The sequence below is a fragment of the Candidatus Pelagibacter sp. genome (genome assembly GCF_052049975.1).
GTDB lineage: Bacteria > Pseudomonadota > Alphaproteobacteria > Pelagibacterales > Pelagibacteraceae > Pelagibacter.
In genome coordinates this window covers 476,514-500,404 of sequence record NZ_JBNGYZ010000001.1, presented here as the reverse complement: position 1 = coordinate 500,404, position 23,891 = coordinate 476,514, and the positions used below count along the sequence as shown (strand labels likewise).

The following is a 23,891-nucleotide window of genomic DNA, read 5'->3' as shown; positions in this document are numbered from 1 at the left end:
CAATTAAATATTTACAATAGCTGAAAAAACTAAGTCCTGTATGAATAATTATTATTTTCCGATACAGAAGTCGCTAAATATTTTACCAAGAACTTCTTCAACATCAACATCTCCAACAACCTTACCAAGATATCTTGTTGCAATTCTGAGATCTTCTGCAGCTTTATCAAATTCACTAATAGAATTGTTTTCTAAAAAAACATTTAAATGGTAAATGCATTTTTCTAAATTTAATCTATGTCTTTCTCTCGAAATTAAAACATTGTCGTTAATTAAAAATTTATCTTTTAATCTTTTTTTAATTTCATTGATAAGATTATCAAGGTTAAGCTTTTCCTTGAGAGATACTAAGATATATTTTTTTAATTTTAAATTTTCGAGATTAATTACTCCATCAATTAAATCAGATTTATTTAGAACTAGAATAGAATTTTCATCATTAATGTCGTCTAAAAAGGTTGAAAAATAAGGGTTTTTTACATCTAATAATATTATCTTTAAATCTGCATTTTTACCTGATTGAAGTGCTAATTCTACACCCTTACTTTCTATTTCATCTGATGTATTTCTTAAACCAGCCGTATCTGTAATTATTACTGGATATCCATCTAAATTTAAATTTACTTCAATTAAGTCTCTTGTAGTGCCTTCAACATCTGAAACAATAGCAACTTCTCTCTTAGATAAATAATTGATCAAAGAGGATTTGCCAGCATTTGTAGGTCCCAAAATTGAAATCTTAAAACCATCACGAATTTTCTCTCCGATACGACCATCGTTTAAGATATCTTGTATAAGTTTAATAATTTCTTGTGTCTCTAGTTTAATATTTTTTAAAATATCCTCAGGTAAATCTTCATCTGGAAAATCTATTTTGGCCTCAATATTAGATAAAATTTTTAATAATTTATTTCTTATATTTGTGTATTTTGTTGCCGCATCTCCATTTAATATTTTAAGTGCTTGTTGTCTTTGAATTTCAGTCTCTGCGGAAATTAAATCTGATAATGCTTCAACATCTAGGAGATTAATTTTATCATTTTCATAAGCTAATTTGGTAAATTCTCCTGGTTCTGCGAGTCTACAATTTTCAAACTTTGAAAGTGTAAAAAGTAATGCGTTAACAACTGCTTTACTTCCATGTACGTGGAACTCAGCTAAATCTTCTCCTGTAAAACTATTAGGACCAGGAAACCAAATCATTAAACCTTTATCTATTATTTTATTATCATCTGGATCTCTTAATTCACATAATGTTGAAATTCTTGGCTTTGGATTTTTAACTGAAGCAATCTTTGCTACTACGTTTTTGGTATTATGACCTGAAATTCTAATTATAGCTATTCCAGATTTGTTAGCTCCTGTTGATAAAGCATAAATTGTCATAATTAATCTTTTTATTTTATTAGAATATAATTGGTTTAAAAGAGAAATAAGAGTGATTGTTTAAACCGCTATTTACCTAAAATCTGAAAATTTGTTTATTTAAACATTATTATGTTTTTATTTATCATCATTAAATATAAAGTTTGATTTTAATAACTTTTAGAAAATAGATAATTTTAGGTACAATTATTGTGTGTTTTTTTCTACTAAATTGACGAGTAAATCCTCAAAATTTTTTGTAAAATCATCTGTATCAAATAATGAGGAATTTAAAATGATTGATCTTAAATTCTCTCCACTGATTTTTTTTAATTTCTTTTTATTTTTTGAAAAATCAATAGCCTTTGCTATATAATCATCGATATTGTTTGCTATCATGTTATCAAGACCTAAATTTAAATTGATTGTAACACCAAATCTAGATATTGAATTTGTTCCTCTCAGTGTAAGCACTGGTACACCCATATAATTTGACTCAAAAGAAGTTGTGGCTCCGGGAAATGGAAATGGATCAAGTGTTAAATTAATATTATTATAAGAATTTAGATGTTCATACTTATCAAGAATTGTATTTGAAATTTCAATTTGCTCTATGTTTACATTTCTATCTCTAAATTTTTTTAAAACATTTTCTCTTAATTCAGATGTATCTTGGGTTGATGTTCTTAACAATAATTTAGAATTTGTTTTATTTAAGATTTCAGACCAGGTATCAAACGTTTTTTTTGAAATTTTTCTTAAATTATTAAATGATCCAAAAATAAATTCATCATTAGAGAATTTATTTTTGATTTCAACATGATCATTTGGTTTAGTAAGTGCTGCAAATGTTTTAGGCATATATAATATTTTTTCACTATAAAAAGATTCTTCTTCAGGGCTTACTAAATTTCGATCAAAAATAATATAATCAATATTACTTAGTCCTAAAGTGTTACAATATCCCAACCATGATATTTGAATGGGAGCAACTCTATGCTCGGTAACTGAAATCCTATTTCTTGTTGTAAAACCAGATAAATCAATCAAAATATCTAATTTTAAATCTAAAGCTAGTTTAACCAAATCTTCGTCTTTCGTTTCATATACATCTTTCCAAATTGAAAAATTTGATTTTATTTCGTCAGTGGTCTTATCGTGGTTTATTATTTTTTTATTGCTTAGTGCAATCAACTCAAATTTATTTTTATCGATCTTTTTGAATAAATCTTTGCAAAAGAAAGCAACTGGATGATCAGAAAAATCGGGAGAAATAAAACAAAGTCTAATTTTATTTGATTTTTTTATTCTAAATTTTTGATCATTTTTCTTTATTAAGTTTGATAAATTTTTACATTCATTAAGGTAATCTAATTGTGATAAATCATCATGGTACAAAAGTCCTCCAAGATATTCGGTCCATGCTTTTATATTTTTTGGATTAAAGTTAAGAAATTCTTTATAATATCTAGATGCAAGCTCCATATCACCCAAATAGTAATGCATTATATACAAGGCTTCTAAAATTAATTTATTTTTTGGATCTTTTTCATACTGTTTAAAAATATGTTTTTTTAAAAACTCAAAATGCTGTGAAGTTAAACTAGATTTAATTAGATTGTAAAAAGCTTCAATATTTTCCGGCTGAGAACAAAAAATTTTATCGAAATAATAAGAAATTTTTATATATTCTTTTTTTGTTGTGTGTTTTTTCATGGCTTTACAACAAGCGTAAATCATTAAGATATTGTTAGGTAATTTTTCAATTTCACCCAAGCTTTCAATTTCAAATTCTAAAATAGAAAACTGTTTGGAGTTAATAAGTTTTTGGAGTTTTAAAATTAACTCGTCTGTAATTTGCATTTTTATGCAGGTTTATTCATCGAATTGAAAAATTCAGAATTATTTTTTGTGTCTTTCAGTTTAGAGCTAATAAATTCAATGGCATCCATTGTGCCCATTGGGGCAATTATTCTTCTAAGAACATTCATTTTTTGCAAATCGTCTTTTTCAAACAAAAGTTCTTCTCTTCTTGTTCCTGATTTTGTAATATCAATTGCAGGGTAAATTCTTTTATCTGCAATTTTTCTATCTAGAACTGTTTCACTATTACCTGTTCCTTTAAATTCTTCAAATATAACTTCATCCATTCTGCTTCCGGTGTCAATAAGAGCTGTTGAAATAATAGTTAGAGAACCGCCTTCTTCTATATTTCTTGCAGCACCAAAAAATCTTTTTGGTCTTTGAAGGGCGTTAGCATCAACACCACCAGTTAAAACTTTACCAGAACTTGGAATAACAGCATTATATGCTCTGCCTAATCTCGTGATCGAATCTAATAAGATAACAACGTCTTTTTTATGCTCAGTTAATCTTTTTGCTTTTTCTATTACCATTTCTGCAACAGCAACGTGTCTTTGGGCTGGTTCATCAAAAGTAGAACTAATAACCTCACCTTTAACAGTTCTTTGCATATCAGTTACTTCTTCTGGTCTTTCATCTATAAGCAAGACTATCAAATAACATTCGGGATAATTTTTTGCTATTGAGTTTGCTATACTTTGTAAAATCATCGTTTTACCAGCTTTAGGAGGTGATATGATTATGGATCTTTGACCTTTTCCTATTGGACTCACTAAATCAATTAGTCTTGGAGTAAGATCTTGTTTTTTATCTGGTTTAACAGCCTCTATTTCCATTACCAATTGTTGATCTGGATAGAGGGGTGTTAGGTTATCAAATGCAATTTTGTGTCTAGATTTTTCAGGTTCTTCAAAATTAATTTTGCTTACTTGCAAAAGTGCGAAATATCTCTCTCCCTCTTTAGGGGCTCTTACAGGCCCTTCAACAGTATCTCCAGTTCTAAGACCAAATTTTCTTATTTGACTTGGACTCACATATATATCATCCGGACCAGGCAAATAATTAGACTCCATTGCTCTTAAAAACCCAAATCCATCTTGTAATAATTGCAAAACTCCAGCACCTGTTATTTCCTCTTTTTCAGCAACTTTTTTAAGAATGGCAAAAAGTATTTCTTGTTTTCTTAATGTGCTTGCGTTTTCAATCCCAAGCTCTTCTGCTTGTGTAATTAATTGTTCAGATGATTTTAGTTTTAGTTCTTGGATATTCATATTGTAAAGGGGGGTTTTATTAATGAGATGATGTTAATATAAATGATTGTTTCTAAATATCAACCCTAGATTGGTTTAAATATAACTATAAAAATAATGAATATTAAGAGTATTGTTGGAATTTCATTGATATATCTGTAATATTTTGAAGATTTTTGATTTTGGTCCATGCTAAACTTTTTAAGTAATCCTCCAAGGTAGAAATGATAAATTGTAAGTAAAATCACAAATACTAATTTTAGCTGTAGCCACAAATTACCTAAGTTCTCAAAGCCTATTAAAGAAATTAATACTAATCCAAATAGCCAACTTAAAGACATTGCTGGCATCATTATGTAATAAAACAATTTTCTTTCCATTGTCTTAAAAACTGAAACAACAATTTCGTTACTATTTTCTGAATGATAAACAAAAATCCTGGGCAAATATAATAGTCCTGCCATCCAAGATATAACTGCAATTAAATGCAAACTTTTAAATAATAAATAACTATTCATGATTCAAACAAGGACATTTTTTGAAGTTTCTTGGGCATTGAATTTTAGGAGGAAATAAATCATCTGTAAGTTTATTGTCCTCTTTATTGATTATTAAACGAGATAAAGATGAAATAAAGTTATTATTAATCCCAAGAGCAGGAATTCTAACGTATTCAACACAGCCATTTTTATCTGCTAGTTCTTTGTATTCTATATCAAGCTCTACTAGTGTCTCTGAATGTTCAGATACAAAAGCTATTGGCACTAATGCAATCTTTTTTCCTTTTTTTGAATTTTCAATAATAATATCCTCTGTAGATGGTCCGATCCATTTTAATGGTCCAACTCTGCTTTGATAACTTAAAATCCAATCTAAATTTTTGATATTTATTTTATTTACAATTTCATTAACAGATTGTTCAACTTGCCATTGATATGGGTCTCCTTTTTTAATATTTTTTTCTGGTAAACCATGGGCAGAAAAAATTAATTTATAATTAGTCAAATTTTTAATTTTTTTGTTAATTTCATCTATGTGCGCGTTAACAAAATTTGCTTCCGTTGGATAACAACAAATCGTAGATGTTTTAACTTTATAATCATTTTTCTTACATACAACTTTCCATTCCTTTATTGATGACCCAGATGTTGCAGCTGAATATTGTGGATATAAAGGTAATAATATTATTTCTTTAGGGTCAAAATTTTTAACTTCTTTGATGACGCTGTCAGCTCTTGGATGCCAACACCTCATAACAATAAAACATTTATATTGATTACTTTCATCTTCTTTATTTAATTTATTTTCTAATGAGTTTGATTGATCTAAAGTTAATTTTAAAATTGGAGATCCGCCACCAAGCTCTTCATATATCTTTTTAGCTATTGGAGCTCTTTTATTTGATATTAATTTTGCAAGAGGATATCTTAAAAATTTAGGTAAATTTAATATTGCAGGATCATAAAAGAGATTAAATAAAAATGGTTCAACATTTTCTAATTTATCAGGTCCACCAAGATTAAATAATATTACAGCTTTTTTCATTTAATAATCTTTTACAAATTTAACTAAATAATCCATCATATTGGGATCTGTTTCGGGTAAAACTCCGTGTCCTAAATTAAAGATATATGGATGATCTTTAAAAATATCTAAATATTTTTTTGCTTCTTTTTTTATATTATCTTTATCTGTTAATAAAATTTTAGGATTCATACCTCCTTGAATTGGAATTTTTATATCATTTAAAATTTTTAATGGATCTACTTCATAGTCAATGCAAATAGCATCTGGTTTTACAATTTCACAATAATTTCTGTAATTTTTTATACCTCTAGGAAAACAAATTACGGGCACTTTTAAACTTTTAACATAATCTACTAAACTTAAAGTAGGAATATATACATAATTAGGTAAATCTTTTTCTTCTAATAGGCCTGCCCAGCTATCAAAAATTTGTATTACTTCAGCACCATTATCTATTTGATTCTTAATATGTAATTTTAAAAATCTCTCAATTAAAAATAAAATTCTATTTATTAAAAAATCATCATTAAAAAAATTATCTTTTAACTTTAACTTTGGTGATTGTTTATTTAATATGTAAACTAATAAAGTCCAGGGAGCACCAACAAATCCTATAGTGCTTTTATTAACTGTTAAACTATTTTTACTTACTTGATTTATTGCTTTATAAACTGGATAGACTCTTTTTACAAAATCAACTTCATCTAATTTTGAAGCTTCATCTAAATTTAATTCTCCCAATAACGGGCCAAAGTCTTTTTTAAATTCTACTTTTTGATTTAATCCATAAGGTAGCATTAATATATCAGAAAAAATTATAGCTGCATCAAGGTCAAATCTTTTTAAAGGTTGTAAGGTTATTTCTGAAGATAAATCAGCATTAAGACATAGTTTGATAAAATCTGTATTTAGTTTTCTAATTTTTCTAAATTCTGGTAAATACCTACCAGCTTGTCTCATAATCCATATAGGATTAATACTAGTTTTATTATCTTTGATTACTTTGTGAATAGGTGTCATTTAATAATTATATATATTTAAATAGTTTTATTAGTAAGTATTGTGAATAATGGTAATTAAAACTTCTTAACACTTTATTCAGCTTTTATTTAATAATTTTTCCTTATTTTTTGAGTTATTTTAAATTTAATTAAGTATTTGTATAATTTTTTTACAGTATTTTCAAAATGTGAATAAAAACCTTATTTTTCAATAAATATTAGTAAAAAATAAATTTGTTAAATTTAATTTAAATATTACAAAGATATTAACAAGATATACATGAGTAATACTTACCAAATTTTTCTAATCTCTGATTCAACAGGTGAAACATTAGATAGAATTTTTTTATCTCTAAAAGCACAGTTTCAAAACATAGAATATAAAGTTAATTCATATTCATTTACAAGAACAGAAAATCAAGTCTTAAAAATTCTTGATATTGCTAAAAAAGAGAAAAATCCAATTATTCTGTATACAATAGTTGATAATAGTTTGGCTAAATTTTTAACAAATAAAAGTGATGAAAAAAAAATTCCATGTTTTGGAGTATTAGGTAGTTTAATATTAAATTTTTCAAAATTATTTAATCAAAAAGCTTCTCACGAACCGAGTGGTCAACATGCTTTAAATGAGGAGTATTATGATCGAATTGAAGCCATACAATATACAATGAACCATGACGATGGAAATCTTCTTAATGATATCGGAAAATCTGATATTATTTTATTAGGTGTGAGTAGAACGAGTAAAACTCCAACATCAATTTATCTAGCAAACAAAGGTTTTAAAACAGCAAATATTCCTTTAGTTAATCAAAAATCCATTCCAGATATTTTAAAAAAAGAGCCACAAAATTTTTGTGTAATTGGGCTTACCACAGAAGCAGAAAGATTAGTAGATATAAGAAAAAATAGAATGAATTCTCTTAAAGAAACTAAAACTCAAGATTATACAAATTTAGAAAAAATTAAAAAAGAAGTGCAAGATGCAAAAGAATTATTTAAAAAATATAGTTGGCCGTCGATTGATGTTACGAGAAAATCAGTGGAAGAGACAGCAGCATCGATTATTAAAATTCATGATATATATATAAGTAAAAAAAATGGATAGAAAAATAATTTTAGCCTCTAAAAGTAAAGTTAGAAAAGAAATCCTTAATAAAAATGGTTTAATTTGTGAAGTCCAACCATCAAACGTCGATGAAGATATTGTTAAAGAAAGTTTAGAAAAACAGAAAGCATCACCCGAAGAGGTTTCAAAAAGTTTAGCAGAATTAAAAGCAAACAAAGTAAGTCAAAAATTTACCGATGAGTTTGTGATAGGAGCAGATAGTGTAATTGATCTTAAGGGTAAAGTTATTTCAAAGCCTACAGACAGAAATCAAGCATATGAAATTTTAAAAAGTTTAAATGGAGAAACACATTATTTGATTAGCTCAGTTTGCATATCTAAAGGCGGAAGTATGATTTGGAATTTCACCGATAAAGCCTCATTAACAATGAAAAATATGAAAGAAAAGGAAATGAAGGAATATTTATCTAAGATAAGCGATGAAGCCTTATATGCTTATAATGTATATCAAATCGAAGGATTGGGTAGATCCTTGTTTTCGAAGATAGAGGGAAATGAAAATACAATTATGGGTTTACCAGTTGAAAAAATAAAAGATTACTTAAAAAATTATGATGAATAGAAATTATCTTATTATTGGTAATCCCGTTGAACATTCTCTTTCACCAAAAATTCATAATTTCTGGTTTAATAAAAATAATATTAACGCTACTTATAAAAAAGAAACATTATCAGAAAGTAAGCTAGAAAATTTAGTTAAGAGAATAAAAGAAGGAGATATAAGTGGAGCCAATGTTACTGTTCCGTTTAAACAAAAAATAATACCTTTTATTGATAAATTATCGAACCTTGCAAAAAAAACTCAATCAGTAAATACGTTATATAAGGAAAATGATCTTGTGATTGGTGATAACACTGATGTGTATGGTTTTTCACAATCAATTCTAAATAAAAACATTAACCTTAAAAATAAAGATGCTCTTATTGTGGGTGCTGGTGGGGTAGTCCCATCTGTAATAACTGCGCTAGAGGATTTATCAATAAGAAAAATTTATATAAAAAACAGAACAAAAGAAAAGTTATTAAAATTAAAAGAAACATTTGCTAACATAAGTCCTTTGGAATGGGATCATGAGATTGATTGTGATATTGTAATAAATGCTACTAGTCTTGGATTAAAGCCAGATGATCAAATAAATTTAAACTTTGATAATTTAAAAAATAAAATAATTTTTTATGATACAATTTATAATCCTCCAGTAACTAATTTTTTAAAGAATGCCAAAGAAAAAGGGCACGTTATTATAAACGGAAAGCTAATGTTGCTTTTACAAGCTCAAAAAGCATTTGAAATTTGGACCGGAATTAATCCCAAAATAGATGAAAAATTTTTGAATTACTTAAATGATTAGAATAGCATTAGTGGGTGATATTGGATCGGGTAAAAGTTATTTTTCAAAATTATTTAAATTTCCTATTTTTAATGCAGATTTAGAAGTAAACAAAATTTATGAAAAAGATAGAAATTTTAACAAATTAATTAGAAAAATATTTCCTCAACAGATCTTCTCCTTCCCCCTAAAAAAAGAAGAACTCATAAAATGCATTTTATCTAATCCAGGAAATTTAAAAAAATTAACAAAGATAGTTCATCCAATAATTAGAAAAAAATTGCAAATTTTTTTAAACAAAAATAAAAATAGAAGGTTTGTGATACTGGACATACCTCTTTACTTAGAAAATAAACTAAATGAAAAAGACGATATAATAATATTTATAGAATCTAATAAAAAAGATATTAGAAAAAGACTGTTTAAAAGACTGAATTATAATAGCGGGTTGTTAAAACTTTTTAAAAGCATTCAATTGCCTTTATCAATAAAAAAGAAAAAATCTAACTTTGTTGTAAAGAATGATTTTTCTTCAAAAAAAGCAAAAAATTCTGTAAAAAAAATATTATCAAAATTAATTTAATGAAAGAAATAATACTTGATACAGAAACAACGGGCTTAAATGTTAAGGATGGTCATAGGATTGTAGAAATAGGATGTATAGAATTAGATAATTTAATTCCAACAAAACAAACATTCCATTGCTACTTAAATCCTGAAAGAAAAGTTTCAGAAAAAGCTTTTGAAGTACATGGTTATTCTGATGAATTTTTATCAAAGCAAAAAAAGTTTTCTGAAATAGTTGATGATTTTTTAAAGTTTATTGAGGGGAAAAAGCTGGTAATCCACAATGCGGATTTTGATATAGGTCATTTAAATAACGAAATGCTTATATTAGGCAAAGATAAAATTAAAAATGAAGTAATAGATACACTTATATTAGCAAGAGATAAGTTTCCTGGCTCACCTATAAATTTAGATTCATTATGTAAACGATATAGAATTGATAATTCGAGAAGAACAAAACATACAGCGCTTATTGATTGTGATTTGTTGGCGAAAGTTTACATTAACCTTCTTGATCAAAAGGAGCCTACTTTAGATTTTCAAAATGAAAATAAAACTAAAATTGAAGATATCAACAGTACTCAATTGTATTACAAAAAAATTATAAAACCAACATCTGATGAAATTGAGTTTCATAATAAATTTTTAAAAACAAATTTAAAAAAAAATTTTTTTTAGTTCATTTGCTTTTTATAAAGTTCCTCAAAATCAATTTGTTTTTCTATTTTAAGAGTTGGATATCCAGAATTATGAACTAAATTTAATAATGCGCCTTTAATATTTGGATAAACTTTATTTTGAACATCACATAATATAATTTTTTCTAACACTTTTTTATCATCTATATCTTCAGTAATTTTTACAATAGTAGAGTATATCACCTCAAAATAAGATTTTTTTTCATTCGAAGTTTTATCTTCTAATTTTAGCGTCGTATTGACTTCAATCAATTTATCTTTGATTGCCTTAGAGTTTATACTTATATTCATGTGATATTTGTCTAAGTTATCTTTAACAAATAAATAAGTTTCAATATCTGGAGTTTCTCCAGATATGTCTTTTACAAACTCTGCTAAAATTTTATATTTTTCTGTCATGGTCATCCTCTATATCCTCAAACTCTCCTTCAATAAAATTTTTTTTTATATTCTTATCATTTTTATAATTTTTACTTATATGACTAAGTAAAAATTTCCTAGTAATTGGAAAAATCAACAGAAAACCAAGGGCATCTGTAGCAAAGCCAGGCACAATCAACAATATTGCTGCAAATGCAATTGCAGCACCAGAAATTAATTCATATGCGGGTATTCGATTTCTAACCATGTTGGTCAATCCAGATTTGATTGTATTTAACCCCTCATGTTTTGCGTAATAAACACCAACCACAGCAGTAAAAAATATTAAAAAAATAGTTTTGAAAGCACCAATTTGTGACCCTATCTTAATAAATAGATAAATTTCGATAATTGGAATGAGTATAATTGATAATAGCAGTGAGTTCATTTGACTTTAATGTAATTTGTTGGTTGAAATAATCAACATAGTAATTACTATTAATGGATGAATTATAGCTTTGAATACATAGACATTATTTTACTCGCGATGATCGCAGGTTTTATTTTTTTAAGATTAAGAGGAATTCTTGGAAGAAGAAGTGGCTTTGAGGGAAAACCAACTACACAATTTGAAAAAATTTTGAAAGATGTTCAAAAAGAAAATCAACCTAAGCCTAAAGAAAATTTTGATGATGTAGCACAAAAAGAATTTATTACTGGTGCTAAAATTGCATACGAAACTATTATCACTGATTTTAGTGACAGTGATAATAAGTTAACCACAAGTAAACCGTTACTAAGTAAAGAAATTTACACTCAATTTAATGAAGCTTTAAAAGAACGAGATAAGAGAGGCCATACTGCAGAGATTACCTTCATCGGTGTAGATTCAGCAACTATAAAAGAGCATAAAAAAGAGGATAATTTTTTAAAAGTAACTGTAGATTTTGTAAGCGAAGTCATTACTTGTATCAGAGATAACGAGAAAAAAATTATATCAGGTGATCCTGAAAAAATTAAAAAAATTTATGATACTTGGATATTTTCAAGAGACACAAGATCAAACAATCCAAATTGGCAATTAATAGAAACCCTAACATAATTGAGTAAAATTTCAGATCAAGATAAGAAAGATTGGCAAAATTTTTTATCTAAAAAAGAAAAATTACCCAATAAAGATTTAGTTCAATCAAATAAAAAGAACTATAAAAGCTCTGAAATTGACTTACATGGTTTTACATTAGATGAAGCCAATAATGAAATTGAAAAATTCATTTTTGATAGTTATGAAAATGGTTTTAATAAAATAAGAATAGTAACGGGTAAGGGTTTACATTCAAATAATGAAAAGGATCCTTACGTCTCAAAAGACTTAAGTATTTTAAGATACTCAGTTCCCGAATATATAAAAAATAATACTGAGTTAATGAATTTAATTACAGAATTTAAAGAAGCCAATATTCAAGATGGTGGGGAAGGAGCTTTTTATATATATTTAAGGAAAAAAATTTAGAGAACAAATAGCTGCTATAAAAAAAATTATGATTATGTGGTTAGCATCATATCCTAAAAGTGGTAATACCATGTTGAGAGCAATTTTTTCATCATATTTTCACTCACCAGATGGGAATTTTGATTTTAATTATTTAAACACCATCCCTCAATTTCCCAACAATGAAGCTTATGAGAAAATTGGTATAGACCCTACAGATGAAAATAGCGTTGTTAAAAATTATATAAATGTACAAAAAATATACGTAAAAGAAAAAAATTTACAATTTTTAAAAACCCATAGTTTATTTGAAAATAAAAATATTAATTTTACAAACAAAACAAATACACTAGGAGCAATTTATGTTGTTAGAGACCCTAGAAACGTAGCCTTATCTTATTCTCATCATTTTGACAGAAGCATTGATCGTTCAGTCGATCTCATTTTAGATGAAAATAATTTTCTTACAGGTAGAATTCCTATTCATTATATTGGTTCATGGAGAACAAATTACTTATCTTGGAAAAAATTACGCGATAGATGTTATTTTGTGAAATATGAAGATTTGGTAAAAAAAAAAAAAGAAACAATAATCAAACTTTTCAAATTTATTGAAAAATTATCCAGGCAATATATCAGTAAAGATATTAATATTAATGTAGATTTAAAAAGATTAGATAATGTAATCGAAACAACTTCATTTGAAAATATGAAAAATTTAGAGGAAAAAAATGGATTTAAAGAAAATCCAAATAGAAATGAAAATAAAAAATTTTTTAACTTAGGAATAAATAATAGATGGGAAAAAAGACTAGATTTTATAAAGAAAGCTAAAATAGAAAATAATTTTGAGAAAGAAATGAAAGAGTTGGGATACTTATAAAATAAATTTAGAAAGATCAGAGTCTTTGACTAAAGTGTCTAGATTTTTATCAATATAAGCTTTGTTAATTACGATTTTTTCTCCAGATCTATCTGTTGCAGTAAAACTAATATCATCTAATATTTTTTCAATTATCGTGTGTAATCTACGAGCACCAATATTTTCAACCGTTGCATTTACTTCTGAAGCAATATTTGCAATTCTATCTATTCCATCCTCGGAAAACTCAAGTTCAACATTTTCAGTTTTAAGAAGTGCCACGTATTGTTTTATTAAACTATAGTCTGGTTCTTTAAGAATTCTTTTAAAATCATCACTAGTTAATGCTTCTAGCTCTACTCTGATTGGTAATCTTCCTTGTAATTCTGGTAAAAGATCAGAGGGTTTTGCAAGCTGAAATGCTCCTGAAGCGATGAATAAAATATGATCTGTTTTAATTGGTCCATATTTTGTATTAACCGTTGTTCCTTCAATTAATGGCAATAAATCTCTTTGAACACCTTCTCTTGAAACATCGCCACCAACTCTATCAGTTCTTGCTGAAATTTTATCTATTTCGTCTAAAAAAACTATTCCATTATTTTCTGTAGAAATTTTGGCTGCTTTTATAATTTTATCTTGTTCGATTAATTTATCAGATTCGTCATTTATTAAAATTTCATGAGATTCTTTTACTGTCATTTTCTTTTTCTTTTCTTTAGGTCCCATTGATTTTCCGAGCATATCGCTGATATTGATCATGCCTATGTTTGCACCTGGCATACCAGGAATTTCAAAAGAGGTACCGTTTCCTCCACTTACATCACTTACAGCAATTTCAATTTCGTTATCGTCTAAATCACCATTTCTTAATCTTTGTCTAAAACTTTCTCTTGTAGCAGGACTAGCTTTTTTACCGACTAAAGCATCTAATACTTTTTCTTCAGCCATTTTTTGAGCTTTGGCTTTAACTTCTTTTCTTTTTTTAACTTTCTCCATTGAAATGGCAATTTCAATTAAATCCCTTACGATTTGCTCTACGTCCCTACCTACATATCCAACTTCAGTAAATCTTGTGGCCTCAACCTTGACAAAAGGTGCTTCTGCAAGTTTAGATAATCTTCTAGAAATTTCAGTTTTTCCAACTCCAGTTGGTCCAATCATTAAAATATTTTTTGGTAAAACTTCATTTTTCATTTCACCATCGAGGGCTTGTCTTCTCCACCTATTCCTCAAAGCTACTGCCACTGCTCTTTTAGCTTTGTTTTGCCCAACTACAAATCTGTCTAATTCAGAAACAATTTCTCTTGGTGATAAAGAACTCCCAAGCGAAGCTTCACTTTTTTTATTATCTTTTGGATGAAGTTGAGTTACGTTTGATTTATCCATTATATTCTTTCAATTTTTACATTATCATTTGTAAATACGCATATATCTGCTGCTACTTTAATTGCTTTTTTTGCAACTTCTTCTGCCGTCATATCAGTTTCCATTAATACTTTACCAGCTGCTAAAGCATAGTTGCCACCAGAGCCAATTCCAATTACATCTCCCTCAGGCTCTAAAACATCACCAGTGCCTGATATAATATAACTATTATTTTTATCACCCACAGCCATTAATGCTTCTAATCTTCTTAAATATTTATCTGTACGCCAGTCTTTAGCTAGTTCTACAGCTGCTCTAGATAAATTTCCTGCATGTTTTTCAAGCTTACCTTCAAGCCTCTCAAATAGAGTTAGAGCATCTGCGGTTGATCCAGCAAAACCTGCAACGACATCTCTTTTTTCAATTTTTCTTACCTTTGATGCCGTGCTTTTTACTACAGTATTGCCCATACTTACTTGACCATCACCAGCAACCACCACATCGTTATTTTTTCTAACTAATACTATTGTAGTCATAATTATAAGATGGATATTAATTTTTATTCTTCAAGTAGTGATTACTGATATTGATATATTTCTTAATCCATATATACCTTCATGTACATATGGCTAGAAAAGGTAAAATTGCTAGAAAAACAAAAGAAACAAGTATTAGTGTTGAACTAAATATTGATGGTAAAGGTAAATACGAAATTGATACAGGCATAGGATTTTTAGATCACATGTTAGAACAATTATCAAAGCACTCATTAATAGATTTAAAAGTTAAAGCTAAAGGTGATACTCATATTGATCTTCACCACACAACAGAGGACACTGGTATTGCAATAGGTGAAGCTCTCAAAAAAGCTGCAAAAAAATTTGTTGGCATAAAAAGATATGCTCATGCGATGATACCAATGGATGAGACTTTAACCAGAGTAGCAGTTGACGTATCAAATAGACCTTATTTAATCTGGAAAGTAAAAGTTAAAGTAGAAAAATTAGGTGAGATGGATACCGAGTTATTTAAGGAATGGTTTCAAGCATTTTCTCAGGCAGCCGGAGTTACTTTGCATGTAGAAAATATTTATGGAGAAAATAGTCATCATATAATTGAGTCTTGTTATAAAGGTTTGGCAAGATCCTTAAGAACAGCATTAGAAATGGATCCAAGAAATAAAAAATCAATTCCATCAACTAAAGGCTCTTTATAAATTTAATGAATGTCACAATTGTTGACTACAATTCAGGTAATATAAGTTCAGTTGTAAATTCTTTTAAAGAAGTTGCAAAAAATAAAATAGCTCTCGAAGTTACTTCAGATTTACAAAAGATCAGATCCAGCGATAAGCTTGTCTTGCCTGGACAAGGCTCATTTAAAAGCTGCGTAGAGGCCTTAAATGCTATAAGTGGACTTTCAGAAACACTTAATGAATCTGTAATAATTGATAAGAAGCCACTTCTTGGAATATGTGTTGGTTTGCAAATGTTTGCAGACGTTGGATATGAAGAAACAGAAACTAAAGGACTTGGATGGATATCAGGCAAAGTTTCAAGAATAGATAATCAAAATGGAAAGTTTAAACTACCTCATATTGGCTGGAATCAAATTAATATAGTTAAAGATAGTAAGATTTACAAAGATATAGAGAATAATTCTCATATGTATTTTGTGCATAGTTATGAATTTTTACCAAATGATAAAAATGTAATTTCAGCAACAACTGATTATTCGTCAAATATTGTTTGTTCTGTTGAAAAAGAAAATATTTTTGGAACGCAATTTCACCCAGAAAAAAGTGAAAAAATTGGTTTAAGAATAATAAAAAATTTTATTGATATTTAAATGAAGAAAATTTTTATAATTATTTTCGGCTTATTACTGATAAGTTGTGAGCCAATTAATTATGATCATTCAAAAATCAAAAAAAAAAATAATGGTATCAAGTTTAAAGTTAAAACAAACCAAATATCAGGAACGATAGATTAATGAAAATTTTTCCCGCAATAGATATAAAAGATAAAAAATGTGTAAGATTAGTTAAAGGTGACTTTGATAAGAAAACTGAATATGAAATGTCTCCGGTTGAACAAGCAGGTAAATATAAAGACCATGGACTTAAAAATTTACATATAGTTGATTTAGATGGAGCATTAACAGGCGAAACAATTAACTTAAATATTATTGAACAGATAGTAAATAAATTTGATCTTGAAGTTGAAATCGGTGGAGGGATAAGAAATTATGAAAGTATTAAGAGATATACCGAAGCAGGTGTTGAAAAAGTTATCTTAGGAAGTGCTGCTATAAAAGATAAAAATTTTTTAAAAGAGGCGTGTGAAAAATTTTCAAATAAAATTGCTTTAGGTTTAGATGCTAAAGATGGTTATTTATCTGTTTCAGGATGGAAAGAAAATTCAAATCAATTAATTTTAGATTATTTAAAGGAAGTAAATGATTATGGTGCAAGTAGGCTGATATATACTGATATTAATAGAGATGGCATGAAACAAAGCCCTAATTTTGAGGAAACAGTTAAGGTTGCCAGCACTTCAAAGTGCCCAGTAGTTATATCTGGTGGAGTTTCTTCAATTGATGATGTTAAAAAAGCTAAAGAATTAAGTAATAAAAATATTGAAGGTATTATAGTTGGAAAAGCTATTTACGATGGAGATATTAAACTTGAAGAGTTGGTTAAGGAATTAAATGCTTAAAAATAGGATTATACCATGTTTGGATGTCAAAAATGGCAGAGTTGTAAAAGGAATTAATTTCGTTGGTTTAAAAGATGCTGGTGACCCAGTTGAACAAGCTAGGATCTATAGTGATAATGGTGCAGATGAGATTTGTTTTTTAGATATTACAGCTTCTAATGAAAATAGAGACACAATTTATGAAGTAGTTAAAGAAACCTCAAAAAAATGTTTTGTTCCGTTAACAGTTGGTGGTGGAGTAAGAAGTGTTGATGATATTAATAAGTTGTTAAATTGTGGTGCTGATAAAGTTTCTATAAATACTGCTGCTGTGCAAAATCCAAGTGTAGTTATAGATAGTTCAAAGAAATTTGGCTCTCAATGTATTGTAGTTGCAATAGATGCTAAAAAAAATGATGAAAGCTGGGAGATCTTCACTCATGGTGGAAGAAATAGTACAGGAATTGATGCTATTGATTTCGCTATTTTAATGGAAAAAAATGGAGCAGGGGAGCTTTTGGTGACTTCAATGGACAGAGACGGTACACAAAAAGGATACGACATTGATCTGATGTCATCAATATCTTCATCAGTTAATATACCCGTTATAGCTTCTGGAGGCGTTGGTAATTTAGATCACTTAGCTGAAGGTATAAAGAATGGAAAAGCTAGTGCTGTTTTAGCTGCCTCAATTTTTCATTATGGAAAATATTCTATTAAAGAAGCAAAGGAATATTTGGACTCAAAGGGAATACCTGTTAGAATTTGATATGCTTGGTACACTTGAACACTTATTTAAATTAGCAAGAGAGAGAAAAGCAAATCCGGTTGAAGGATCTTACACAAATAAATTGTTATCAGATACCTCATTGAGCAAAGCAAAGGTCATTGAAGAAATTGATGAGTTAGTAGAGGCTGTAGAAAAAAATACTAATAAAATACATGAAGCAGCGGATGTTTTTTATCACTTAACAATGTATTTAGAAGCTAATGGTATAAAAATCGAAGAAGTTATGGCTGAATTGGAAAAAAGAAAAAAATGAGGTACGATGAAAATAACATTTTTGCAAAAATACTAAGAGGTGAGATTCCTTGTAACAAAATACATGAAGATGATTATGTTTTATCATTTCATGATATTAATCCTCAAAAAAAAATTCATGCTTTAGTAATTCCAAAAGGCAAATACATAGATTTAGATGATTTTAGCGAGAATGCTTCTCCTGAAGAGATGGTAGGTTTATTAAAAGGAATAAACACAGTTGCAAAGAAACTTGGTATATCAGTTGATACAGGAAAAGGTTATAGAGCTTTGGCAAATATCAACGAACATGGAGGACAGGAAGTACCACATCTTCATTTTCATTTATTTGGGGGTGAAAGAGTTGGTAAGATGGTAGAGTGACATTAGAAATTAAAAGAAGCTATCTAGAAATAAAGTCTTTAGATGAATTAAAAGACTCATCTAAACCTTCAAAAAATTATTATATTGAATTAATTGAAGAACCAGATTTTCAATTGAATAAGTTTTTTTACAAAAATGTTGGAAAAAAATATAGATGGACGGATAGATTAATTTGGACTGATATCCAATGGATTGAATATATTAATAATAAAAATTTGAAAACTTTTGTATTAAAAAATGAAGAAGATCTAGCAGGATATTTTGAAATTATTTATCATCCATTAAAAAATGAAAAAGAAATAGCTTACTTTGGATTATTAGAAGAATATCATAATAAAAAACTGGGATCATATTTTCTCTCATATGGAATTAAAGAAGCATTTAAAGAAAAAATATCTAGGTTGTGGCTACATACATGTACTTCAGATCATAAAAATGCATTAAATAATTATTTAGCAAGAGGCATGAAAATTTTTAAGGAAGAAACTTTAAGAGTTTAGTCTGTTCTCTTTGGTAATAAAAATATTTTTTTATTTAAAATCTGATTTTCTAAAATATTTGAGATAATTATTAAATTTTTGTTTTGATAAATGTCAGTAATTTCCCAACCATTTAGATTTTTAGTTTTTTTATTAAAAAAAATATTTATTTTTTGATTATTCTCAATTATTTGAAAATAAATAGCATCTTTGTCTTCTTGGCTAAAATCAAGTTGTTCTATTTTCCTAATTAAAAATTCTTTATCTAACACTAAATTAAGGGGAGTTCTTTCTAATGGATAAAAATAATATGCGCCTGTGTTTTTGATTTTAATAACTAACGATTTGCCATTTGAAACAAGTATTTTTCCTTTTTTATCAAAATATTCACAAAAAATTTTCTTAGGATAGAAAATTGTGCAATTACCTTTTTCAGTTTTCTCATTGATTTTTTGGATAAAATTAAAATTTATATTTTCAGTTTTTTTAAGTTTATTTATAATACTAACTTTAATTGACCCTTCTGTAGGTAAAATTTGAAAAAAAAAAATGATTAAAGAAAAATATTTTTTCATTAGAGAACATCTCTTTTTCCAACATGGTTTGCCTTGCTAACAATTCCATCAGATTCCATCATATCCATTATTCTAGCGGCACGATTATATCCAATTTGAAGTTTTCTCTGAAGAAATGAAGTTGATGCTTTACCTTCACTTTTCACTATATCTATTGCAGATTTATACAATTCATCTTTATCGCCAGTATTCTGAACATTTCCTGAGTCTTTTTCATCAGCAAAATTAAGTATCTCATCAACATAATCAGGTTCTGCTTGAGATCTTATAAAGTTGTTTATTTTTTCAATTTCATTTTCAGATACAAAAGGAGCATGAATTCTAATTATTCTATTAGCTGACGACATATAGAGCATATCACCCTTACCTAGTAGTTGCTCAGCTCCCTGTTCACCTAAAATTGTTCTGCTGTCAATTTTTGAAGTTACTTGAAAAGAAATCCTAGTGGGAAAATTAGCTTTAATAGTTCCAGTAATTACATCAACACTAGGTCTTTGAGTTGCCATTATTATATGAATACCGGCTGCCCTTGCCATCTGTGATAATTTTTGAATATAATTTTCTATTTCTTTTCCAGCAACCAACATTAGATCTGACATTTCATCAACTACTACAACTATATACGGCATAGGCAGTTTGTGCTTTGAATTATAACCGTCAATGTTTCTGACATTTTCTTTAGTCATTAATCTGTATCTGCTTTCCATTTCTTTTACGACCCAACCTAATACAGATGCTGCTTTTTTAGCCTCAGTGATCACAGGACATAATAAATGGGGCAAACCTTCGTATGTAGAAAGTTCCAACATTTTTGGATCAATTAAAATAAATTTACATTTGTCTGGAGAGTGACGATAGAGAAGGGAAAGAATAATTGTATTTATACAAACAGATTTTCCTGAACCAGTAGTACCAGCAATTAATAAGTGAGGCATGGTTGATAAATCACCTATTAAAGGAGTTCCTGATATACTTTTTCCTAAAGCAATAGGTAATTTAATTTCTTTTTTTTTAAAATCAGAATTATCTAAAATTTCACTCAGATAAACATTTTCTCTACCAGGATTGGGAAGCTCAATACCTATTGTGCTACTTCCTGGAATGGTTGAAATTCTAGCTGACTCTGAACTAGTATTTCTTGCAATATCATCTGATAAGTTAATAATTTTTGAAACTTTAACTCCTGCCGCAGGTTCAAATTCATTTAGCGTTACTACAGGGCCTTGACTAGTCTTCTTAATTTTACCACTCACTCCAAAATCCAAAAGGATTTTTTCTAAGAATTCAGAATCATAGTTTTGATTTTTATTTGTTTCGTTTCTTTCAGATTTTGAGGGAATTTTAAGTAATTTTAAATCTGGTATTTTATATTTGTTTTCTTTTCTTTCTATGTCTTTATTTTCTTTTATAAATGGAAGATTTTCTTGAATTAAATTTTTGATTTGATCTTCAGGTATATATTCTTCAATAAGTTCACTCTTATCAGTATAATTTTTATCATTTTTGGAAAATAGATTTAAATAAATTTTTTTAAATATTTTAAAAAACAATTTTAAATTAAAACTGATACTTAATAAAAAAAAACAAATTATTAATAAGATTAAAAAATAAAATGAAATATCTTTATTAGATAAAAAAAGTTTACCTAAAATTGTTCCTATTAGAAATTCTCCTATAAATCCACCATTTCCATTTACAAATAAATTAAATGATTCATTAAAAAACAAATTAAGAAAAATAGTGCCAAAAATAATATACAATATTCCAAAGAAAATATTTTCAATTGAGAAAAAAATTTGTTTTAATTTAAATATATTAATCCCAGTAAAAATTAAGGTAAATGGTATTAAGTATGAGACTATCCCAAAAGATTGGAATAATATATCTGAAGTAAAGCTACCCTGAAATCCCAAAAAATTTTTTATTTCTGTATCTTTAGGAAAGATAAAATTTGGATCTTCTGGCGAATATGAGATTAGAGCAATAAGCAATAATACACCTGATAAAGTGAAAATAATTCCAAAAATTTCCAATAATCTTTTGGAAATAAAATTGATAGTTACAGCTGTCAGATTTTTTATATCCATAAAAATGAATCAAATATATCACTTTGTATCATCTAATTTTTGTTGTTAAAATTAAATTATATGAACATTTGTATTCTTGGACAAAATCTTACTAGTTTAGCATTAGCCAAAGCTTTACTCAAAATTGGACTAAATGTTGACTTAGTATCAAAGGGAAAAATAGAAAATTACTCAAAATCTAGAACGCTTGGTATTTCAAAATCTAATATTGAAAAATTTAATAAAAATATATGTAACATAAATAAATTATCATGGAAGATAACTAATATTAGAATTTTATCAGATAACAATTTAGATAAGGAATTATTTTCTTTTAAAGACAAAGAATATTTATTCTCAATTGTTAGAAATTATGAACTACAAGAAATATTAAGAAAAAGCTTACAAAAAGAAAAAAAATTTAAGGTAGTTAAACTTTCAAAAGAAAAGAAATATGATTTAATTATAAACTCCGATTATAAAAGTAGTATTACAAAAAAATATTTTTATAAAAAATTTGAAAAACAATATAATTCATACGCTTATACAACTGTTTTAAGGCATAAAAATATTAAAAATAATCAAGCAATTCAAATTTTTACCAAGAATGGCCCAATTGCTTTTCTGCCAATATCAAATTCAGAAACTTCAATAGTTTATTCTTTAAACAACAAAAAAAAAATTGATAGGAAGGAATTTATTAAATTAATTAAAAATTATAATAAAAAATTAAATATTATTAGGGTAAATGAAATTAATCGTTTTCCATTAAAAGCTTCTAATCTCCGTAATTATTATCATAAAAATATTTTAGCATTTGGAGACTTGCTTCATAGAATTCATCCCTTGGCTGGGCAAGGATTCAATATGACAATTAGAGATATACATAAGTTGGTTGTTTTAATTAGAAATAGAATTAATTTGGGCTTACCTATAGATAAATCAATTAACTATGAATTTGAAAAATATACTAAATCAAAAAATTATTTATTTTCTAATGGTATAGATTTCATATATGAATTTTTTAATTTTGAGAGAAAGTTAAATAACAAATTTCTTAATCAAAGTATTTCTCATTTCATAAAAAATAAAAAACTAAATAATGTCTTTAAATCCTTTGCTGATATGGGAGATTTAAATTAGTTATTGAAGTGTGGTATTATTGAAATTGTCGTAAGAATAAGTTGTTAAAATCTCAGAAATTTTTGTTTTTCTCTGTTGTAAACTTTTTGCTTCTAATAAAATTTGTTTTTCCTCTAGTGTAAATGGCGAAGCCATTGCAAGTGCATTTATTGTTTCATCTAAGCTTTGTTTTTCAAGAGCTTTCCAGTTAATAATAAAACCTCTTTTTTCAAATAAACTTTTTAAATCTTTGAATATCAATTCTAAATCAGAAAATTTTATATCCTCTTTTTTTTCTAAAAGATCTTCTTCGAAATTATTATATTTTACCTCACATTCTCTATAAATTTTTCCGTTATGAATTTCGGTTAAGATTTCAAATCTAATTAGACCTTTAAGTTCAATTAGAAATCTTTTGTCATCAGTTTCTTTAAATCCAACTATTTTTCCAAGGCAACCAACGTCATGTAACTCTGGGACTAAATTATCAATATCGTTTGATTTTTTTGGTTGAATCATGCCAATAAGTTTATTTGATTTCATGCTATCATTTATCATCTCAATATATCGAGGTTCAAAGATATTTAGTGGTACAGCTGTTTTTGGAAAGATGATAAAATTACTTAGAGGAAATACCGGAATTATTTTTGGTAGAGCTGTAGATTTCATGGACATAATATATGTATCAATAATATTATTACAAACAATTTAATATTGCTTGATAGAAATTAA

30 protein-coding genes are annotated in these 23,891 nt (G+C 27.3%); 17 read left to right on the top strand and 13 right to left on the bottom strand.

Annotated features, from left to right (window positions below; translation table 11 throughout):
- Positions 1 to 51: 51 nt before the first annotated feature.
- The 6 genes from mnmE to ACTT9U_RS02520 form a co-directional block, all read right to left on the bottom strand.
- On the bottom strand, positions 52 to 1,386 hold the full coding sequence (gene mnmE, locus ACTT9U_RS02545; RefSeq protein ID WP_440931624.1) for a tRNA uridine-5-carboxymethylaminomethyl(34) synthesis GTPase MnmE: 1,335 nt from the start codon (positions 1,384 to 1,386) through the stop codon (positions 52 to 54).
- A 186-nt stretch (positions 1,387 to 1,572) separates the two neighbouring features.
- Positions 1,573 to 3,228 (bottom strand): O-linked N-acetylglucosamine transferase, SPINDLY family protein, encoded by a 1,656-nt coding sequence (locus ACTT9U_RS02540; protein WP_440931623.1) that lies wholly within the window; start codon positions 3,226 to 3,228, stop codon positions 1,573 to 1,575.
- A gap of 2 nt (positions 3,229 to 3,230) precedes the next feature.
- On the bottom strand, positions 3,231 to 4,499 hold the full coding sequence (gene rho, locus ACTT9U_RS02535; protein WP_440931622.1) for a transcription termination factor Rho: 1,269 nt from the start codon (positions 4,497 to 4,499) through the stop codon (positions 3,231 to 3,233).
- 65 nt (positions 4,500 to 4,564) lie between these two features.
- The gene (hemJ, locus tag ACTT9U_RS02530) at positions 4,565 to 4,996 is read right to left on the bottom strand and encodes a protoporphyrinogen oxidase HemJ (protein ID WP_440931621.1); all 432 of its coding nucleotides are present in this window, start codon (positions 4,994 to 4,996) and stop codon (positions 4,565 to 4,567) included.
- Positions 4,989 to 6,023: a ferrochelatase gene (gene hemH / locus ACTT9U_RS02525; protein ID WP_440931620.1), complete on the bottom strand. Its 1,035-nt coding sequence runs from the start codon at positions 6,021 to 6,023 to the stop codon at positions 4,989 to 4,991. The genes hemJ and hemH overlap by 8 nt, the downstream gene beginning before the upstream one ends.
- Positions 6,024 to 7,025 (bottom strand): uroporphyrinogen decarboxylase family protein, encoded by a 1,002-nt coding sequence (locus ACTT9U_RS02520; RefSeq protein WP_440931619.1) that lies wholly within the window; start codon positions 7,023 to 7,025, stop codon positions 6,024 to 6,026. It abuts the gene before it with no gap.
- Between the two features lie 261 nt (positions 7,026 to 7,286).
- Between ACTT9U_RS02520 and ACTT9U_RS02515 the strand changes: the two genes are divergently transcribed.
- The 5 genes from ACTT9U_RS02515 to dnaQ are packed head-to-tail and all read left to right on the top strand — an operon-like array spanning position 7,287 to position 10,714.
- Positions 7,287 to 8,117 (top strand): pyruvate, water dikinase regulatory protein, encoded by an 831-nt coding sequence (locus ACTT9U_RS02515; protein WP_440931618.1) that lies wholly within the window; start codon positions 7,287 to 7,289, stop codon positions 8,115 to 8,117.
- Positions 8,110 to 8,700, top strand: coding sequence for a Maf family protein (locus tag ACTT9U_RS02510; protein ID WP_440931617.1), 591 nt, complete (start codon positions 8,110 to 8,112; stop codon positions 8,698 to 8,700). Before ACTT9U_RS02515 ends, ACTT9U_RS02510 begins: the two co-directional genes overlap by 8 nt.
- Positions 8,693 to 9,490: a shikimate dehydrogenase gene (gene aroE / locus ACTT9U_RS02505; RefSeq protein WP_440931616.1), complete on the top strand. Its 798-nt coding sequence runs from the start codon at positions 8,693 to 8,695 to the stop codon at positions 9,488 to 9,490. The genes ACTT9U_RS02510 and aroE overlap by 8 nt, the downstream gene beginning before the upstream one ends.
- Entirely contained in the window at positions 9,483 to 10,052 is a 570-nt protein-coding gene (gene coaE, locus ACTT9U_RS02500; RefSeq protein ID WP_440931615.1) for a dephospho-CoA kinase, read from the top strand. Before aroE ends, coaE begins: the two co-directional genes overlap by 8 nt.
- Complete coding sequence (dnaQ, locus tag ACTT9U_RS02495; protein ID WP_440931614.1) at positions 10,052 to 10,714, top strand: DNA polymerase III subunit epsilon; 663 nt, start codon at positions 10,052 to 10,054, stop codon at positions 10,712 to 10,714. Before coaE ends, dnaQ begins: the two co-directional genes overlap by 1 nt.
- Here the strand turns inward: dnaQ and ACTT9U_RS02490 are convergent.
- Together ACTT9U_RS02490 and ACTT9U_RS02485 are read right to left on the bottom strand one after the other, a co-directional pair.
- Positions 10,711 to 11,133, bottom strand: a complete 423-nt coding sequence (locus ACTT9U_RS02490; RefSeq protein ID WP_440931613.1) for a protein-export chaperone SecB — start codon at positions 11,131 to 11,133, stop codon at positions 10,711 to 10,713. The genes dnaQ and ACTT9U_RS02490 overlap by 4 nt on opposite strands.
- On the bottom strand, positions 11,117 to 11,542 hold the full coding sequence (locus tag ACTT9U_RS02485; RefSeq protein ID WP_440931612.1) for an FxsA family protein: 426 nt from the start codon (positions 11,540 to 11,542) through the stop codon (positions 11,117 to 11,119). Before ACTT9U_RS02485 ends, ACTT9U_RS02490 begins: the two co-directional genes overlap by 17 nt.
- A 57-nt stretch (positions 11,543 to 11,599) precedes the next feature.
- Between ACTT9U_RS02485 and ACTT9U_RS02480 the strand changes: the two genes are divergently transcribed.
- From ACTT9U_RS02480 to ACTT9U_RS02470, 3 genes are read left to right on the top strand one after another with little or no spacing between them, the layout of a single operon-like run.
- Positions 11,600 to 12,196, top strand: coding sequence for a Tim44/TimA family putative adaptor protein (locus ACTT9U_RS02480; RefSeq protein WP_440931611.1), 597 nt, complete (start codon positions 11,600 to 11,602; stop codon positions 12,194 to 12,196).
- Positions 12,197 to 12,607, top strand: coding sequence for a Smr/MutS family protein (locus ACTT9U_RS02475; protein WP_440931610.1), 411 nt, complete (start codon positions 12,197 to 12,199; stop codon positions 12,605 to 12,607).
- Positions 12,608 to 12,635: 28 nt separating this feature from the next.
- A complete protein-coding gene (locus ACTT9U_RS02470; protein ID WP_440931609.1) occupies positions 12,636 to 13,469 on the top strand; it encodes a sulfotransferase domain-containing protein in 834 nt (277 codons plus the stop codon).
- Here ACTT9U_RS02470 and hslU read toward each other — a convergent pair.
- Positions 13,464 to 14,837 (bottom strand): ATP-dependent protease ATPase subunit HslU, encoded by a 1,374-nt coding sequence (gene hslU / locus ACTT9U_RS02465; protein ID WP_440931608.1) that lies wholly within the window; start codon positions 14,835 to 14,837, stop codon positions 13,464 to 13,466. The two genes, ACTT9U_RS02470 and hslU, sit on opposite strands and share 6 nt — an antisense overlap.
- Positions 14,837 to 15,352: an ATP-dependent protease subunit HslV gene (gene hslV, locus ACTT9U_RS02460; RefSeq protein ID WP_440931607.1), complete on the bottom strand. Its 516-nt coding sequence runs from the start codon at positions 15,350 to 15,352 to the stop codon at positions 14,837 to 14,839. Before hslV ends, hslU begins: the two co-directional genes overlap by 1 nt.
- A gap of 89 nt (positions 15,353 to 15,441) precedes the next feature.
- Between hslV and hisB the strand changes: the two genes are divergently transcribed.
- Genes hisB through ACTT9U_RS02420 form a run of 8 tightly spaced genes read left to right on the top strand, consistent with a single transcriptional unit; the run spans position 15,442 to position 19,417 of the window.
- Positions 15,442 to 16,032 carry an imidazoleglycerol-phosphate dehydratase HisB gene (gene hisB / locus ACTT9U_RS02455; RefSeq protein WP_440931606.1) on the top strand — a complete coding sequence of 197 codons (591 nt, stop codon included), beginning with the start codon at positions 15,442 to 15,444 and terminating at the stop codon, positions 16,030 to 16,032.
- A gap of 5 nt (positions 16,033 to 16,037) precedes the next feature.
- Positions 16,038 to 16,664, top strand: a complete 627-nt coding sequence (hisH, locus tag ACTT9U_RS02450; RefSeq protein ID WP_440931605.1) for an imidazole glycerol phosphate synthase subunit HisH — start codon at positions 16,038 to 16,040, stop codon at positions 16,662 to 16,664.
- Positions 16,665 to 16,808 carry a hypothetical protein gene (locus tag ACTT9U_RS02445; RefSeq protein ID WP_440931604.1) on the top strand — a complete coding sequence of 48 codons (144 nt, stop codon included), beginning with the start codon at positions 16,665 to 16,667 and terminating at the stop codon, positions 16,806 to 16,808.
- A complete protein-coding gene (gene hisA, locus ACTT9U_RS02440; protein WP_440931603.1) occupies positions 16,808 to 17,533 on the top strand; it encodes a 1-(5-phosphoribosyl)-5-[(5-phosphoribosylamino)methylideneamino]imidazole-4-carboxamide isomerase in 726 nt (241 codons plus the stop codon). Before ACTT9U_RS02445 ends, hisA begins: the two co-directional genes overlap by 1 nt.
- Positions 17,526 to 18,281, top strand: coding sequence for an imidazole glycerol phosphate synthase subunit HisF (gene hisF / locus ACTT9U_RS02435; RefSeq protein WP_440931602.1), 756 nt, complete (start codon positions 17,526 to 17,528; stop codon positions 18,279 to 18,281). Before hisA ends, hisF begins: the two co-directional genes overlap by 8 nt.
- A 1-nt stretch (position 18,282) precedes the next feature.
- Complete coding sequence (gene hisE / locus ACTT9U_RS02430; protein WP_440931601.1) at positions 18,283 to 18,555, top strand: phosphoribosyl-ATP diphosphatase; 273 nt, start codon at positions 18,283 to 18,285, stop codon at positions 18,553 to 18,555.
- Entirely contained in the window at positions 18,552 to 18,917 is a 366-nt protein-coding gene (locus ACTT9U_RS02425) for a histidine triad nucleotide-binding protein (protein ID WP_440931600.1), read from the top strand. Before hisE ends, ACTT9U_RS02425 begins: the two co-directional genes overlap by 4 nt.
- The gene (locus ACTT9U_RS02420) at positions 18,914 to 19,417 is read left to right on the top strand and encodes a GNAT family N-acetyltransferase (protein ID WP_440931599.1); all 504 of its coding nucleotides are present in this window, start codon (positions 18,914 to 18,916) and stop codon (positions 19,415 to 19,417) included. The genes ACTT9U_RS02425 and ACTT9U_RS02420 overlap by 4 nt, the downstream gene beginning before the upstream one ends.
- On the opposite strand, the gene ACTT9U_RS02415 is transcribed toward ACTT9U_RS02420, so the two are convergent.
- A complete protein-coding gene (locus tag ACTT9U_RS02415) occupies positions 19,414 to 19,971 on the bottom strand; it encodes a LolA family protein (RefSeq protein WP_440931598.1) in 558 nt (185 codons plus the stop codon). The genes ACTT9U_RS02420 and ACTT9U_RS02415 overlap by 4 nt on opposite strands.
- Positions 19,971 to 22,058, bottom strand: a complete 2,088-nt coding sequence (locus ACTT9U_RS02410; RefSeq protein ID WP_440931597.1) for a DNA translocase FtsK — start codon at positions 22,056 to 22,058, stop codon at positions 19,971 to 19,973. The genes ACTT9U_RS02415 and ACTT9U_RS02410 overlap by 1 nt, the downstream gene beginning before the upstream one ends.
- A 60-nt stretch (positions 22,059 to 22,118) precedes the next feature.
- On the opposite strand from ACTT9U_RS02410, the gene ACTT9U_RS02405 reads away from it, so the two are divergent.
- Positions 22,119 to 23,180: an FAD-dependent monooxygenase gene (locus ACTT9U_RS02405; RefSeq protein WP_440931596.1), complete on the top strand. Its 1,062-nt coding sequence runs from the start codon at positions 22,119 to 22,121 to the stop codon at positions 23,178 to 23,180.
- Here ACTT9U_RS02405 and ACTT9U_RS02400 read toward each other — a convergent pair whose 3' ends face one another.
- Positions 23,181 to 23,828 carry an LON peptidase substrate-binding domain-containing protein gene (locus tag ACTT9U_RS02400; protein ID WP_440931595.1) on the bottom strand — a complete coding sequence of 216 codons (648 nt, stop codon included), beginning with the start codon at positions 23,826 to 23,828 and terminating at the stop codon, positions 23,181 to 23,183.
- Between the last annotated feature and the right edge of the window lie 63 nt (positions 23,829 to 23,891).